We start from the raw sequence: 15,484 nt of genomic DNA, 5'->3' as shown, positions 1-15,484 counted from the left end.
CGTCCTCACTTCGCGTAAACGTCATCGAGATTCGCACAGCCCTTCACCTCAATGGGATTTCCGCTCGGATCAAGGAACATCGTTGCCTGCTCGCCAGGGCTGTCCAACGAAGCGCGAACTGGGCGGTAGCACAAAGTCGATCGCTTGCGCTGTCAATCGATTGGCAGGAGTTCGCCAATCTTGCATGTCCATGACCAGGCCCCAGATGCGGCATCGGTACGAGATGATCTCCATTTGTGTGCGCAGCGGACTGCAAGGTGCAGAAGCATCGAAGCCCTTCGCCCAGTCCCAAGGACGGCTCATCTTTTTGGCTACGTCCTGCAGATCGCGCTGCGTCAAGTCTATGCCGACGCCATAGCCCCAAACAAGCTCGAGTGTGTCGATGGGTCGACAATTTCGCCGGATTGGCCAATCGCAACCACAAGCTCAATTTCGTGATGCAAGTTCTCTGTCAGCCGCGGAGCCGGAATAACGTACTCAGTCATTTGTTTCTCATAGGTAGGAATGACAGCGCTCGGCAGACCTGCCGCATGCGGGCCAGTCAAATAGGAGCGAGGTCGTCGAACTCAGGACATTTCCGGACGAGCCCACCAACTAATCCTCCGTCGCCCATCAAGACCGCGACCGTGCAGCATCTTAGGCGCCGGAGAAAAGGAGCGGCATCCGGAACATCAGCACAGCGTCATGTAGCGCGCGGGTATCCGGACATGGTGAAATCTGCTTGGCGGAGCTGCCCGAGCAAGCTCGCTGTGGTAGCGCTACCAAGCGCGGTCAACGGCGGGCGCACCGTGCTCCAGCTCGCATGTCCCGAAAATTCAGCAACTACACGCTTCATTGCCGGAATCATCGGCGCGGATTGGAACACCTTGCGAATGACGTCCGCATTGACTTGCAACGCTTCCCCTTGCGGCGAGTTCCATCCCTCGTAGAGTTGCACAGTGCCATGTGGATTCATGTTTACGGTCGCGCTGATGCAACCCGCAGCACCGCTGCTCAGCCCCTTCGTCAGAAGCGATTCGCTCGCCGGAAAGACGTCGAACCCATCGGCCGCGAAGTGGTCGATCATGGCGCGCGTGTTCTCCCAATCGCCAGACGAGTCCTTGGCGCCCACCACCGTTTCTGGATAGCGTTTGCGCAGCATCTCGATCAAGTTCAGGGTGATGGGTGCCGCCGTAAACTGGGGAATGTGGTACAGGTACACCTTCAAGCGATCATCGCCGATACGCTCGATGACTTCCGAGTAGTAGGCAAAGAGACCCGCGTCGGGAACATTCTTGAAGTAGAACGGCGGCAGCATCAGGACACCTGCGGCGCCATTCTTCACCGCGTGGCGGCTCAATGTGACCGCGTCCGACACCGCGCACGCCCCTGTGCCGGGCATGAGCTTGCGGGGCGGGATGCCGGCTGCCAGAAGTTCGTCGGTTAGCGCGATACGTTCGTCCACGGACAGCGACGCTGCCTCCGAATTGGTGCCGAACACGGCGAGCCCAGCACCCTTGTCCACCAGCCAGCGGCAGTGCGCGATAAACCGCTCGGTATCTGGTTCGAGGCGATTGTTAAATGGAGTAAGGACCGGCGCAAGTGCGCCGCGAATGCGGTCTGTCATCGAGTCTCCTTCTGTGAAATGGTCTGGCGACGCACGGGGCGCGCCCTGTCTTTACAAGACAAGACACCGGCGGACGCCAACGGCGCCCTATGGCTGAGGGTGGGCAGGTGTCCTGCTGGCGTAGGCCGTAACACCCTGCTGCGACTCGATCTTATGAGTCGATCACATAGGTCATTCCACGTTTAGAACCAAAAATTTTTATGCCTTCGAGCCCGCCCAGGGCCCTAGTCTTCATCCCAGACAGCCGCCAGGTCTGTTGCCAGCAGCCGGATGGTTCACATTTGCTCGCCCACGCCTGTGAGGTAAGCCCAAGGCACTCCAGCCCCGATGCTGCGCATTAGACGAACGCCACAAAAGAGGTATGACAATGACTGATCGAGAGACAACCGCCGACGCCGAAAACCCCGAGAAGGGACTGAAGAAAGGGGTAACCAACTACGGCGACAAGGAGTTCTCCCTGTTCCTGCGTAAGGCTTTCATCAAAGGGGCCGGCTATTCCGACGACGCGCTGGATAGGCCGATCATCGGCATCGTCAACACGGCGAACGACTACAACCCCTGCCACGGCAATGCGGCGCAGCTCATTGAGGCGGCCAAGCGAGGCATCCTGCTGGAGGGGGCGCTGCCGATGGTGTTTCCGACCATTTCTCTGCATGAGAGCTTCGTCAATCCGACGGCGATGTATCTGCGCAACCTGATGTCTATCGACACGGAGGAGACAGTGCGCGCGCAGCCAATGGATGCCGTCATCCTCATCGGCGGTTGCGACAAGACCGTCCCGGCCCAATTGATGGGCGCGGCGTCCGCCGACGTGCCGGCAATCCAGTTGGTGACCGGCCCCATGCTGACCGGCTCATACGAAGGCGAACGAGTTGGTGCTTGTACGGACTGCCGGCGCTATTGGGGTAAGTACCGCGCCGGAGAAATCAACGCCCAGCAGATCGCCGACGTTAATACGCGGCTCGTCTCGAGCATCGGCACGTGCTCGGTAATGGGTACGGCGAGCACCATGGCATGCGTGGTAGAGGCGCTCGGCATGATGGTGCCGGGCGGCGCGACTCCGCCCGCGGTGACAGCCGATCGCGTCCGCATCGCGGAGCAGACTGGTCGCTACGCCGTGCAACTGGCAAAACACGGCTTGCGGCCCAGCCAGATCATGACCGGCAAGGCCTTCGAGAACGCGCTTCGCGTGCTGTTGGCGATCGGCGGCTCAACCAATGCGATCATTCACCTGACTGCCATCGCAGGTCGTCTGGGTATCGAAATCGATCTTGACCAGCTTGACGCAATGGGGCGCGAGACGCCAGTACTCGTCGATCTCAAGCCGTCCGGCCAGAACTACATGGAGGACTTCCACAAGGCCGGCGGCATGGTGACCTTGCTGCGAGAACTCCGTCCTTTCCTTCATCTGGATACGCTGACCGTCACCGGCCGCACACTCGGCGAGGAAATCGATGCGGCGCCCAAGTCCTTTCCCCAGGAGATCGTGCGCTCCGTCCAAAAGCCGATCTATGCGAGTGGTGGCCTGGCTGTCCTGCGCGGCAACCTTGCCCCACAAGGAGCCATTATCAAGCAAGCCGCTGCCACGCAGGAACTGCTGGAGTTCGAAGGGCGCGCCGTGGTGTTCGAAAGCCTGGAAGATATGGCGGAGCGCATCGACAGCCCGGACCTCGACGTGAATGCCGACGATGTGCTTGTGCTGAAGAACATTGGCCCCCGCAGCGGTACCGGCATGCCGGAAGCGGGTTACCTCCCGATCCCCAAGAAACTGGCGCGGGCTGGCGTCAAGGACATGGTCCGCATCTCGGATGGTCGGATGAGCGGCACGGCCTTCGGAACCATTGTGCTGCACGTCAACCCGGAGGCATCCGTCGGTGGACCACTGGCCTATGTGCACAACGGCGACCGAATCCGCCTGAGCGCGAGCAAGAGGGAGCTCTCCTTGTTGGTTTCCGACGAGGAACTGGAACGCAGGAAGCGAGCGAAGCCGATCACGCCACCGACGGTCGAACGAGGCTTCCAGCGGCTGTTCTATGACTCGGTCACCCAAGCGGACGCCGGCGTCGATTTTGAGTTCCTGCGACCGAAAGTCATGACCGACAAGGTACCCAAGGCGCGGTAGCGCGATCAAGCGAGCGTTGAGCACCAGCAAAACTTCAACCCTGCTCGACGCTTTCCCAACCCGGCGCTCCTGAGGCGCCGTGAACACACACGTCACGAGATCGCTCATCAAGCGACGGGGCAGTCTGCCGTCGTGCAGTCGCGCAGATCGCCATCAGGAGACACACTTGCCAAGCATTTTCAACTCAGCCCCGTGGAAATGGGCTTCATCCTATCGGCATTCGGATGGGCCTACGTACTCTTCCAACTTGCCGCGCTTCCTGGTGGGGGCGTGTGAAGCGCCATCGTTCCCTGGGAACAGCCGCATCGTAGCGGCCTGGTTTCCAGGACATGAACGCGGGACTGCCTCGGCAATTTTCAACGCGTGGCTGCCTTGGGCTGGGCCTTGAACTCGGACACGGCGGCAAAGCAGGCCACTGGCATCAGCGGTGCTGTTTTGAACACCTGTGGAAATCTGGGGGCCATTACGATGCCGCTCGCCATCGGATTCCTGGTGAACAAGGCGGGGTCATTCGAGTCTGCACTCCTCTACGTGCGCACGGAGCCGTGGCGATCTTCTGCTATCTCTTTGTGGTCGGCGAAATCAAACGCGTTGAGCTGAAATAGTCGGGGCGGGAGCGCTTCTCCATGCAGGGCACGTCATGAAGCATGGCGTGCCCTTTGACGTTCGAGTGCGGGGGCCCTTGAGCGATTCATCGCATAGCACGGTCTGCCGAGCGCTCTGGAATTCCGATGTGCGACTCAACATCGTAGAATGAGCCCTCATAATTTTCTTTCGCCGCAACCACTAGAGCGCGAGGATGGCCATGGATGTGCGCTATATCCAGAGTTTTGTGAGCGTGGTTGAGTTCGGGTCCTTGGCCGAGGCTGGTCGACGCCTGGATCTAACGCCGGCTGCAGTAGCCGCCCGTATTCACGCGCTGGAAGATGAGATTGGGGCCAAGCTGATTACGCGCGTCGGACGCGTCGTCAAGCCTACGGAAATGGGGGTGGTTTTTCTCGAGCGCGCAAAGCCGGTCTTGAGAGACCTCAGGGAACTGCGATCGATTGCAAGCTCAGGGCTTGCCGTCGGAGAGATGCGGCTTGGCGTGTTCGTATCTGCCATGGTGAGCGTGCTGCCACCCGTGTTGAAGCGGCTCTACGCCAAGTATCCCGAGCTGAAGATCTTCGTCAAGGTGGGTTCCTCCATCGAACTGTCCAACCTGGTCAGCCAAGGAGACCTCGATGCCGCCATCGTCGTCGAACCCCAGTTCGCAATCGGCAAGGGCTGCGAATGGAAAGCGCTAATCGAAGAAGAGTTGATTGTTGTCGCCCCTTCGTCCCTTGGGAACCGCGACGCCCACGACCTACTGAGAAACGAGCCGTTCATCCGTTATGACCGCAGCGTCCTAGGGGGACAACTCGCCGACCGGTACCTGCGTGATCATGGCATACGCCCAAATCAACGTCTGGAGATTGACGGGCTGCTCGCCATTGCCGCGCTCGTCGAGCAGGAACTTGGCGTGGGCCTGGTTCCTGATTGGTCGCCGCTTTGGAGTCGGAACATGGCGATCGCAAGAGTGCCCCTGCCTGATCGGCCGCCGGTCAGAAAAGTGGGGATCGTCTGGAGTGAGTATGGCGCGCGTGCGGTCATGGCACGGGAGCTAATGATTGAGGCGAAAGCAGTGTTCGCGCAGTAGGTCCTCCGCGCCAGGTTGCGTGCTGATTCCTTGCCGCCTGGCCGCAGGGTACATGGGGTTGCTACCCACACCATAAAAAGATTCTGTTCTGAACATAACGGCACTGTCTTTCGTTCGTCGGCTGCAGCGACAAGACTGTGGGCTAGGCACTTCACCCACAACAGAGAACGGAGACAATCGCCATGGCTCATACCCACTTCCCCGCGCGTCGCCTGCTGCTGGCCGCCATTGCAAGCGCAGCGATCCTTCCCCTGACTGCATTGGCAGCGTACCCGGATAAGCCAATCCGGATGGTCGTGCCTTATCCTCCAGGCGGCGCAACGGACGTTATCGGACGCATTCTTGCAGCACGCCTTTCGACGGCGCTGGGCCAACAAGTCGTGGTGGAGAACAAGGGCGGTGCGGGCGGAAACCTCGGCGCAGACGCCGTCGCGAAAGCGAAGCCGGACGGTTACACGATACTGATGGGTGCGATCACCTCTCATGCAACCATGGCGACGCTCGAAAAAGGGCGCCTCTCATACGATCTGCTAAAGGACCTGAAGCCCGCTATGGTGGTCGGATACGTACCGCTTGTGTTTGTGGTCAATCCTTCCGTGCCTGTCAAGGACTTTGCCCAACTGGTCTCATATGCCAAGGCAAATCCGGGCAAGCTTAGCTATGCCTCCTCGGGCGTAGGCGCACCGCAACGAATGGCGGCCGAGTTGTTTAAGAAGCAGGCAAACGTCGACATTCTCCACGTACCTTACAAGGGAAGTGGTCCTGCAATGACCGACCTCATCGCCGGGCAGGTCATGATGATGGCCGAGACCGTCCCTGCCGTTCAGCAGTTCATCAAGGACGGTAAGCTACGCGCATTGGCAGTTACAACGCCACAGCGACTGTCCATATTGCCCGATGTGCCGACGGTGCAGGAGTCGGGATGGAAGGATTTTGAGGTGGTGTCCAACTTTGGTGTACTCGTCCCGGTCGCCACGCCAGCGGAAGTCGTCGCCCGTCTCAATAGCGAGTTGGCCAACATCGTGCAGAGCGCGGACGTGAAGGCGCAGATGCTGCAGCAGGGCGTCTATGCGGCAACGCCGCAGTCGCCGGCACAAGCCTCTGCACGGCTAAACCAGGAGGTCGCCCGTTGGGGGAAGGTCATCGCCGATGCCGGCATCAAGTCGGACAACTGATTGCGGCGCAATCTGAAGGTAGACTGCATGGAACCGCTGATCAAGGTAGGCGAGTTTGCTCCTGGGTTGCAGGAATGGATCGACCAGGAGTTCGTTTGCCATACCCCTGATATCGGCCGACCTTTAGCTCATGCCATCGGCCGCTATTGCTGCGCGAGCATCAGGTTCAGGTTCTGAACCGCGGCGCCGGATGCGCCTTTGCCAAGGTTGTCGAAAACCGCGGACAGCAGAACGTGCCCGTGTTCCATGTTAGGAAATACGCTTAAGTGCATGTCGTTCGTACCGTTCAGCACTTGCGGATCCAGGTGCTTTAAAGCGCACGACTCGTGCAACGGCAGGACATGTACATGGGCCGCCCCGGCATAGTGGCGGGCGAGGCATGCGTGGAGCGTGGCGCCATCCACGTCGGGGGCCAGCAGCCTCAACGCGACGGGCACAGTCAGCACGATGCCCTGGCGGAACGCACCATACGCGGGAACGAAGATGGGACGCTGCGCGAGCCCGGCGTGCTGCTGGATCTCCGGGGGGTGCTTGTGGGCGAGTTCCAGGCCATACACTTGGAATGCGGGTGCGCTGCCGGCATCCGGCCCCTCAAACTCCTCCACGCCGGCATGCCCGCGTCCGGAGTAGCCGGACACCGCATGAATGCTGACCGGGTAGCTGGGTGGCACAAGCCCGGCCTGCACCAGGGGACGCAGCAGGCCAATCGCACCGGTCGGATAGCAGCCAGGATTGGTGACGCGTCGCGCGTTCGCAATGCGCGCGGCCTGTCCCGGTGCAATTTCCGGAAAGCCGTATGTCCAGTCCGGATGCGTGCGGTGGGCGGAACTTGCGTCGATCACTCTGACGGCGGGATTGACGATGGCGTTCACCACCTCGCGTGCGGCGGCATCGGGCAAGCAGAGGATGGCGATGTCGCAGGCATTGATGGCTTCCGCACGACGCCGCGGATCCTTGCGTTCCGACGCGGCAAGCGTGACCAGGCTGAGGTCGGCCCGGCCGCGCAGCCGTTCGTGGATTTGCAACCCGGTGGTGCCTTGGTCGCCGTCGATAAAAACCAGGGGAGAGCTCATACGAGGAATACTCCGGTGACTGAAGGGTTAACACATCGAAGGAGCCTCAATCTTCCATGGACCACTAGAATAGGGAAAGTTGAATTTCACAACCTTGACATTCAGTTTTCCTGAATCTGGAGCCGACATGCGAGAGATCAGCCTGGACCGCCTGCGCACGCTGGTCGCCATTGCCGACCATGGCTCATTCGCCGAGGCGGCGCGTGCATTGCACCTTGCGCCGCCCACGGTCAGCCTCCACATCGCTGAACTGGAACACCGCATCGGAGCACCGCTCCTGTCGCGAAAGCGCGGACAGGTAAGGCCGTCGGCGATCGGAGAGGTGCTGGTGGAGCGCGGGCGTCGGCTGCTGGCCGATGCGGAGCAGGCGCTGGACGATATTCAACGACAAGTGGAGGGGCTCGAAGGGCGCGCCCGGCTCGGTGCTTCAACTGGTGTGATCGCGCACCTGCTGCCACAGGCGCTAGAGGTGCTGCGCCAGCAGCATCCCGCGATCGACATTCAAATTGCGGTCCTCACTTCGCAGGAAACACTGTCCCGACTGGTGGACGGCACGCTGGATATCGGACTGGTTGCACTGCCTCAGCCGCCGGTGGCCGGACTGGTGATAACGCCCTGGCGCCGCGACCCCGTGATGGCCTTCGTGCCGGCGCACTGGCAGTGCCCGGCCCGCGTCACGCCGGAATGGCTCGCCGCCCAGCCGCTGATTCTCAACGACGCGACCACGCGCCTCTCGCGTCAGACTGCGGAGTGGTTCGCGGCCGCGGGACACCATCCCGCACCACGCATTCAGCTCAACTACAACGACGCGATCAAGAGTCTGGTTGCGGCGGGTTACGGCGCGGCGCTTTTACCCCACGAGGCCACCACGCCATTTCCGGACAAGCGCATCGTCATGCGTCCGCTGCGCCCGGCGTTATGGCGTCGGCTCGGCATCGCTCATCGTGCGGGGTACGTTGAACGCTCCACCCAACACGTACTTGATGTGCTGTGGGATCTGCGCTTGGTGTAGTAGTTGCCAGTCCCAGCTTCGGTTCGTTCTCGCTGGGACGGTAGCCTTATTGCACGCCACCGGCGGCGTGCTCAAGTTTGTCCCGGCGCGGTCGCGCTTCGATGATTCGGCTACGCTGGCTTGCGTGGCGGACCGCGGGGAATTGGGCAGGATTACGGATTTTAGCGACAAGGGTGATATCAGCGGCATAACATGGCTCTCTTTGTTCGATGAACTCACGCAGGGTCGCGTCGGTCGGCGCCGAAGCTTCAGCAATGACCCAGGAAACATGAAGTGGTGATGTACCCCATCACCGCAGGCAACGTCGCAAAGGAAAAGGTGTTTGAGCTGAAGTTCAGGTCCGCGACGGACAGACCTGGAGGCAACGCTATGCCATCGCGACGCCAAGTAAGCGGCCAGCATCTGGCGGCCAGATAAGTGCGTTTCCGCACGTAAGAGTTTGAAGCATGGACTGATACTAGCGACACATCGATCCTCTCTTCTTCAAGAAATAAGCGAAATGACAGAAGTGATTGCACGAGGATTGATACGTTGTCGCCGGCCTGGTCTCACTGCCGCCAATGGGAGCGTGGGCCCTGGGGCTGTTCGGTGTTGACGTTCCCCTGCATTTGGAGGAGCGTATTCTCACCTCGGCGGCTGGGCTCCTGCTCTGGCTGTCAAGCGAAATGGCATGGCACTCCAGCGAGCTTTGAGGGGCGGCGGGGCAAGCCTCCACCGTGTGTGGTCAAGATGACTGTGCACATTGCAATCGCTCCGATGCCCGCCTCTAACAACGGGCCCTGGCGATGAATCGAGCGGCATGGATAGCACGCACTTTGATTGCATTCCCCTGATTCGATACGTCGTCGGATCTGGGAGATGTTCACGATGATTGACGGCCGACTGCGATCACGTTCGGCTTGCCGTCAACCTCTTCAATGCGCGGCAGGGTGCCGGCAGCAATCCGCTGCCTGACCGTATTCTTTAGTTCAACGGCATGCCAGCAACCCTGCACGATGGCGAGCAGCGCGTCAGCGGTAACTGCGAATCGTCCCCCGCACGAGGCGCAACGGTACATACGACTTCCATGTCGATGATCTAGTCGGTCGCGCCATCGTCGCGCTAATGCAGCACATAATAAGCAAGGTACCGCTTCTGTAGAACCCAACTTCAGACTCCTGTGCCTTTCAACTGGACAAGGCAACCTCGCCCGTCCGTTGGCGTTAGTTTCCCGCTCCCAAGCAACCGAGCTACGGTCAGCCTATGCAGGAAGGCCAAAGCTCTATTGCAAGCAACTTTCGTGTGGTCGAGGATCGACGTTCCCGCCACTTGCGCTCGCGCCACTGTTGGTCGGGCCAGGCACGCCGCGCTCGCCAGAGGCGGGGCGACATTGGACGGGGACGGGTTCGTAATAGACGAGTGGCGGTGGAGCAGGCACGGCATAACCCGGCACTCCAATGCCGATGCCTACCTCGACACGGGCTTGCGCACTCCCCCGATCGACCACGCCAATGCCTAGCATGCCAACTATTTCCTCCTGGCATGGACTGTAGTCGCGACGCGAGGCAGGAAGTGTTTACAAAACGTTAGCGCAGTACCCACTTGTAACTCATCTCTGCGTCCCATTCGTCGGCCACGGTGCGGCAAAGACTTAGCGATGTTTGAATTGTCTGACTGACATTTCCGACGATTCCACGTACACCCACCCAGATTCCGTTCACCGCCGACAGTCCGTCAAATGATCGTTTGCACCGGCAACAAGACATTGATTCCGTTGCCCAGCACACAGAACCCTCGTCTAAAAGATGGAGTTGCAATGTATCGTCATTTCAGCTGCGAGCGACACACATGGGCATGAATGCTCTTGGCCCGGCGTCAAGGCCAGAATAATTTGAGGAAGGCCAATCAACATGTTCGACGATCTTCGCAGCGCCTATAACCAGGTCTATGTTCCCTTCTCCGGCGCGGAGTATCTGCGTAGCCTCGATGATTCGAGAGAGATCTGGATCTATGGCGAACGTGTGCGCAATGTCGCAGAGCATCCTGCATTTCGCAATATGGCGCGAATGGTCGCACGCCTGTATCAGGCCCTACACGATCCGGCGCACCATGCAGTGCTCTGCGTTCCAACCGAGTGGGGCGGGTACACTCATCGCTTCTTCCGCGCGCCGCTCGACGTGGCCGAACAAGTCGCACAACGGAATGCGATCGCCTGCTGGCAGCAGCGCGCCTGGGGCTGGATGGGACGGTCGCCGGACTATAAGGGCGCTTTCCTTGCCACGCTAGGCGCTAACGCAGACTTCTACAAAGGCTATGAAGTCAACGCACGGCGGTGGTACCGCAAGGCTCAAGAGAGAACCTGGTTTATGGGCCATGCCGTTGTCAATCCGCCGGTGGACCGCGATCTGCCGCCATCGTGCACATCCGAGGTGTACGTACGCGTAGTCGGTGAGGACGATGCCGGCATCTATGTCAGCGGCGCCAAGGTGGTAGCGACCGGCGCGGCGCTGACCCACTATATTTACGTGGCGCATGTCGACACCATGCCGGCGCGTGGGCCAAAGTTCATAGTGGCCACCAACACGCCGGGCGTAAAGCTGCTGTGCCGGGTCTCGAATGAATACCGCGCGGCGGTACTCGGCAGCCCGTTTGACTATCCGTTGTCATCGCGACTGGACGAGAACGACGCCATCCTGGTGATGGACAATGTCTTCGTGCCTTGGGAAAACGTATTCATGCACGGCGAGGTCGCGCAGGAAGACTGTACACAATGCGGCTCCGGATACCTCGAACGCGCGTCGCTTCATGGCTGCACGCGCGTGGCGGTCAAGTTGGATTTTATTGTCGGACTGCTGGCGCGCGCGCTGGAGATCACGGGTACCAGAGGCTTCCATGGCGTTCAGGTTCAGTTGGGCGAGGTGATCGCGTGGCGCAATGCCTTCTGGGGCTTGTCGGATGCGATGGCCAAGAGCGATGTCCCATGGCAAGGCCATGTCCGCCCCGATTCGCACTTTGCCGGCGCATATCGCGTGCTAAGCCAGGAGGCACTGCCGCGCATTCGCAATATCATTGAACAGGTGGTGGCCAGCGGTCTCATCTACATCAATTCGCACGCCTACGATTTCCAGGTGCCCGAAATTCGCGCCTGCCTCGACAAGTACCTTCGCGGCTCTGGCGGCGCCCCGGCACAGGAGCGCGTAAAGGTGATGAAGATGCTTTGGGATGCCATCGGCACCGAGTTCGGCGCGCGCCACGAGTTGTACGAAATCAACTACATTGGCAGCAATGACGCAAGCCGACTGACCAACTTGTCGGCGGCGCAGGACAGCGGCAACCTTGAGCGCATGAAGGCGTTTGCGCGCTCAGCGATGGACGAGTATGACCTGAGCGGCTGGACCGTGCCGGACTTGGTCAATCCCAACGACGTCAGCATCCTCCCGCCTGGCCCGCTTGCCAAATAGCGGCGCGCGTGCCATTGGCGCTAGCTCCCATGGGAGAGACTAGCAACGATGAGAGTTCTCGCCTTTCCTGGCCGAGAGATCTTTCTTTATCGCACCCCTGACGAATCGTCGTCCGGAATACTATCGCAATTTTTTGAGCACCTTCCGCTTGGGGCCTGCGATTGTAGAATCGCAGAGCACCCGTGACATCGGAGGGTTGGCCGAGCGCAGAGAGGGTGCATTCTCTTCTGCCATCGGCGTGCCACCCCGGGGTTTTCTTCCTGTTAGTTGGTCGCAAGTCGGCGTTTCGCTGCAGCAAGGATCTGCCGCTCCATTTCGGCGACTTCTGCACGCGCCGCGACCTCGCAAGCGGATTCGATTTTGACGCACCATCACGAGACAGTCCACAGAGGTCTGCACGAGCAATCCCAATGGATGATCAGGCTACCAACTAAGCGTCGACACCAGGCAACGTAGCGACGATCTCTCTTTTCTTACCATCCGCCAGATACGCAACGCGGCCGTCCTTGCGCACATATAAGCCTGAAGATGAAAGCACAACATTTAGTTCTTCCGGGCACAAACGAAAACCGTCCGAATCATGAGTCGCGCGGTTGATCAACAATATCAGATGATTTCCTACCCGATAGCTTGCCTGTGCGCTCGCCAGTGCTGTAAATAGGCGCTTCCACTTAGTCGCGGTTTGGCACGGATCCGGCAGTCCCATCTCCTTGAGCAGCCTTCCAATTTGTGGGCCTGTAAGGCCGCGCTGCCTGTCACCCAGCACCCGGCATGCGGCTTCAAGATGCTGCATTTCGAAGGGTACGAAGTGCGTCATGAAAGCTCCGTGAAAAAGAAGCGGTAGACCCTTGCGCCTCACTGTAGTGAGGGCCAATGGGTGGCTGGATCACTTCTATCGCGGCCTAATGGCTGCCTCCCTAACGCTGGCGCAAACGCCGTACCAGGTGGGCCGCGGACCCGTCTGATGCGCCACTATGAGGTCAGACTGTGATGCGGCCGTGGATGGAGGCTTGCCTCGCACACGCGTCACTCTTTACGTCTTAGCGACCTGGGATCGCTATTGTCAGCGCTGCTTCCCGGGGTGAGGGCGGCGGCGGCTGATACGCTCTGCTTCTCGCTTTGCTGTTCAGGCTTTCGCTTCGCTCTACTTCCCATGCTTTGGCGCTCACCGTTATACAAAGTCGGCAAATTTGCGCGTTGGATTGCTTCCAAAAGCCCTCACATCGTAAAATGTGCGCTAGTGAGCTTTTTGCAATCAGAGCAACCTCATCGTTGACGCCCGGCATCGAATTCTTGGCGACCGCCGATTGCACGTAATGCCAACGGTGGCGTTTGCATCGAGGAAGCTTTGCGCGCCGGGACTGTCCATGGCCCCTGCGCGAGACTCTTCCCGACAGGCATTGGCGAGCAAAAAGAAAACCCCCGGCAAATGCTCAGGGGCCATAAGGGTGCGACGGGCGTTCGCAGACCCGCCGATAAACATCCTTACACGTAATGCGTCCATTGGCTTCCCCACTTCGGTGGGTGGCCGAAAATTCATCTCACCAGGCGACTGTTAACCTCGTCCGTTGTGACAACAGCGCAGAGGGGATGGGCAAGCCGATCCTGCTTCAAAAGGAGTAGTTTGGTATTGACCGTCCGCCGCGGCTAGTCGGGCATCTCGCCCTGCCCGTCCCTGTCCCGCGGCGTCGCGCAGCTTCCAGCGATGAAATCGCTGGGTGTCTAGAAATCACTCTCCAAAATTCGAGCGCAACCTAGTTCGGGCCGGAAAACGCGAATGATTCACGCACTCATTTCGCCCCCTCGTCAAAGAAGTGCCGCGGTGTGAGCGGGCGAATCACAGATGTCGATTAGTAGCGGCATGTACCTTCTCAACGCGGCAGATGGGCCAACAGAAGGATCGCCACCAGTTGCCGGCGTGCATGCCGTACGTCGCGCAAATTTCCTTGCCCCGCGCCGGAGATCCTAATGGCTCGTCTGCTGATGCTGCTCTGTTGGGAGCGGATTGCCTGCCTACGCGATGGAAGGCACTGTCGCGCGCGACATGCACAAGCTGTCCAATCCGCGTGCCTTTGCGTTGATACCTGAGGTGTTGATCCCCGATGCGTGCGGACCAAGTATGTATACTTCAACGCGCCCATATCGTTTATGGCTACCTCAGAGTTGGTAGGTGGCGGCGCACCGGAATGCCGAGCACTGGATAGCTGACCATCCGAACGCTGCGATAAGGCGACTTTAATCGAGCCAACCACATGGGCCAAGCACCTTCACCCACCCAGTTGCTGGCCACCACCGGCAACGGCACCGTGCCAGCTATCCCCACCACACCCCGCTATGGCAGCGGTTCCTCTCACTGGGACGGCTTTGTACTGGAGCGCCATGTGCTCGCCGCCGGCGCCCTGGACACCACGGTCATGCCTGTGCACTGCTTGGCCATCCCGGTCACCCGCCATCCTGTGCCGATTCGTTGGCAAATCAACGGACGGGGAATGGACGGGACGATGGCGCCAAAACGGGTCTACTTCCGCGCCGCTGGCGACGCGCTGTCGAGCAGTTGGTCAGCGCCGCTAGATGCCGTCTATTTTTCCGTGCGACCCGATGCCGTTGTCCACGCTCATGAACAGACGCACGAACGCAGCGCACCTGATCTGCAGTCCGACTTCGCCGGCGGGGCCGACAGCGGCCTTGTGCAATTGGTGCTGACGCTCGACGCACACGTTAGGGGTGGTAGCGTGGGCGGTAGCCTTTACGAGCAATCCTTGCTGCTGGCTATTAGTTTGCGCGTGGGCCTCCTCTATGGCGCCGGCGTGTCGAACACCACAGCGCTGGCCGTCACGCCTCAGCGTGGCCTTCTGTCCCGACACACGCTCGCGCGGCTGGACGATTTCATTCTCGCTCACCTCGCCCAGCCGCTCACTATCGACACAATCGCCGCGGCGATCCATGTCAGCCCTTTCCACCTGTGCCGCATGTTCCGCAAAACACGCCAGGTCAGCCTTTGGCAATATGTATTGATCTGCCGGATCGAGTATGCACGCAAGCTGATACGGCGCCACCCCCATATGCCACTGGCCGATGTGGCGGCCGCCAGCGGCTTCGATTCCTACACTCAGTTCTTCGCAGCCTTCCGCAAATTTAGCCGAATTTCACCAAGCGAGTTTCGCCGCAGTGTCGGAAGGCAGTCAAGCTAAGCCAGGCCTGCCCGCCATGAGGCCGGCTTAGGCGCGGGCAATTTCCGCGCCCCAAATTTTGCGCAAGAAACCGCAAGTGGGAACGGGCCGGATCCCCTATCGTCTACGCATTCCCCCGATTGGGGGGCTAGGCCAGACAGAGCACGTGGGCCGTCACGCTGTACGGGGCAGCGCTCTGCAGGTGCAC

At 60.0% G+C, this 15,484-nt stretch carries 9 protein-coding genes and 3 pseudogenes; 7 read left to right on the top strand and 5 right to left on the bottom strand.

Annotated features, from left to right (window positions below; all coding sequences use genetic code 11):
* Window positions 1–5 precede the first annotated feature (5 nt).
* The 3 genes and pseudogenes from LPA45_RS31490 to LPA45_RS31480 form a co-directional block, all read right to left on the bottom strand.
* Window positions 6–232, bottom strand: a pseudogene (locus LPA45_RS31490) (dioxygenase); the annotation flags it as partial.
* An 8-nt stretch (window positions 233–240) separates the two neighbouring features.
* Window positions 241–545 (bottom strand): annotated as a pseudogene (locus LPA45_RS31485) (fumarylacetoacetate hydrolase family protein); the annotation flags it as partial.
* Between the two features lie 137 nt (window positions 546–682).
* Window positions 683–1,606 (bottom strand): dihydrodipicolinate synthase family protein, encoded by a 924-nt coding sequence (locus LPA45_RS31480; RefSeq protein WP_367395333.1) that lies wholly within the window; start codon window positions 1,604–1,606, stop codon window positions 683–685.
* Window positions 1,607–1,973: 367 nt separating this feature from the next.
* Here LPA45_RS31480 and LPA45_RS31475 point away from each other — a divergent pair, with 367 nt between their 5' ends.
* From LPA45_RS31475 to LPA45_RS31460, 4 genes and pseudogenes are all read left to right on the top strand, one after another.
* Entirely contained in the window at window positions 1,974–3,728 is a 1,755-nt protein-coding gene (locus LPA45_RS31475) for an IlvD/Edd family dehydratase (protein ID WP_376790707.1), read from the top strand.
* Window positions 3,729–3,875: 147 nt separating this feature from the next.
* Window positions 3,876–4,092: pseudogene (locus LPA45_RS34255) on the top strand (MFS transporter); the annotation flags it as partial.
* A 441-nt stretch (window positions 4,093–4,533) separates the two neighbouring features.
* Window positions 4,534–5,406: a LysR substrate-binding domain-containing protein gene (locus LPA45_RS31465; RefSeq protein WP_116323609.1), complete on the top strand. Its 873-nt coding sequence runs from the start codon at window positions 4,534–4,536 to the stop codon at window positions 5,404–5,406.
* Between the two features lie 182 nt (window positions 5,407–5,588).
* A complete protein-coding gene (locus tag LPA45_RS31460) occupies window positions 5,589–6,581 on the top strand; it encodes a tripartite tricarboxylate transporter substrate binding protein (RefSeq protein ID WP_317921572.1) in 993 nt (330 codons plus the stop codon).
* Window positions 6,582–6,724: 143 nt separating this feature from the next.
* On the opposite strand, the gene argC is transcribed toward LPA45_RS31460, so the two are convergent.
* Window positions 6,725–7,654: an N-acetyl-gamma-glutamyl-phosphate reductase gene (argC, locus tag LPA45_RS31455; protein ID WP_116323588.1), complete on the bottom strand. Its 930-nt coding sequence runs from the start codon at window positions 7,652–7,654 to the stop codon at window positions 6,725–6,727.
* A 127-nt stretch (window positions 7,655–7,781) separates the two neighbouring features.
* Here argC and LPA45_RS31450 point away from each other — a divergent pair, with 127 nt between their 5' ends.
* Together LPA45_RS31450 and LPA45_RS31445 are read left to right on the top strand one after the other, a co-directional pair.
* Window positions 7,782–8,666: a LysR family transcriptional regulator gene (locus LPA45_RS31450; protein WP_116323587.1), complete on the top strand. Its 885-nt coding sequence runs from the start codon at window positions 7,782–7,784 to the stop codon at window positions 8,664–8,666.
* A 1,889-nt stretch (window positions 8,667–10,555) separates the two neighbouring features.
* On the top strand, window positions 10,556–12,106 hold the full coding sequence (locus LPA45_RS31445; protein WP_116323584.1) for a 4-hydroxyphenylacetate 3-hydroxylase N-terminal domain-containing protein: 1,551 nt from the start codon (window positions 10,556–10,558) through the stop codon (window positions 12,104–12,106).
* A gap of 430 nt (window positions 12,107–12,536) precedes the next feature.
* Here the strand turns inward: LPA45_RS31445 and LPA45_RS31440 are convergent, their stop codons facing one another.
* Entirely contained in the window at window positions 12,537–12,923 is a 387-nt protein-coding gene (locus LPA45_RS31440; RefSeq protein WP_233528455.1) for a hypothetical protein, read from the bottom strand.
* Window positions 12,924–14,358: 1,435 nt separating this feature from the next.
* Here LPA45_RS31440 and LPA45_RS31435 point away from each other — a divergent pair.
* Window positions 14,359–15,297 carry an AraC family transcriptional regulator gene (locus LPA45_RS31435; RefSeq protein WP_317921564.1) on the top strand — a complete coding sequence of 313 codons (939 nt, stop codon included), beginning with the start codon at window positions 14,359–14,361 and terminating at the stop codon, window positions 15,295–15,297.
* The last annotated feature ends 187 nt before the right edge of the window (window positions 15,298–15,484 follow it).

It is taken from the genome of Cupriavidus sp. Agwp_2, assembly GCF_040784895.1.
Classification (GTDB): domain Bacteria; phylum Pseudomonadota; class Gammaproteobacteria; order Burkholderiales; family Burkholderiaceae; genus Cupriavidus.
Note: the sequence above shows the minus strand (reverse complement) of the source record. Positions and strands in the feature narration are given on the sequence as shown.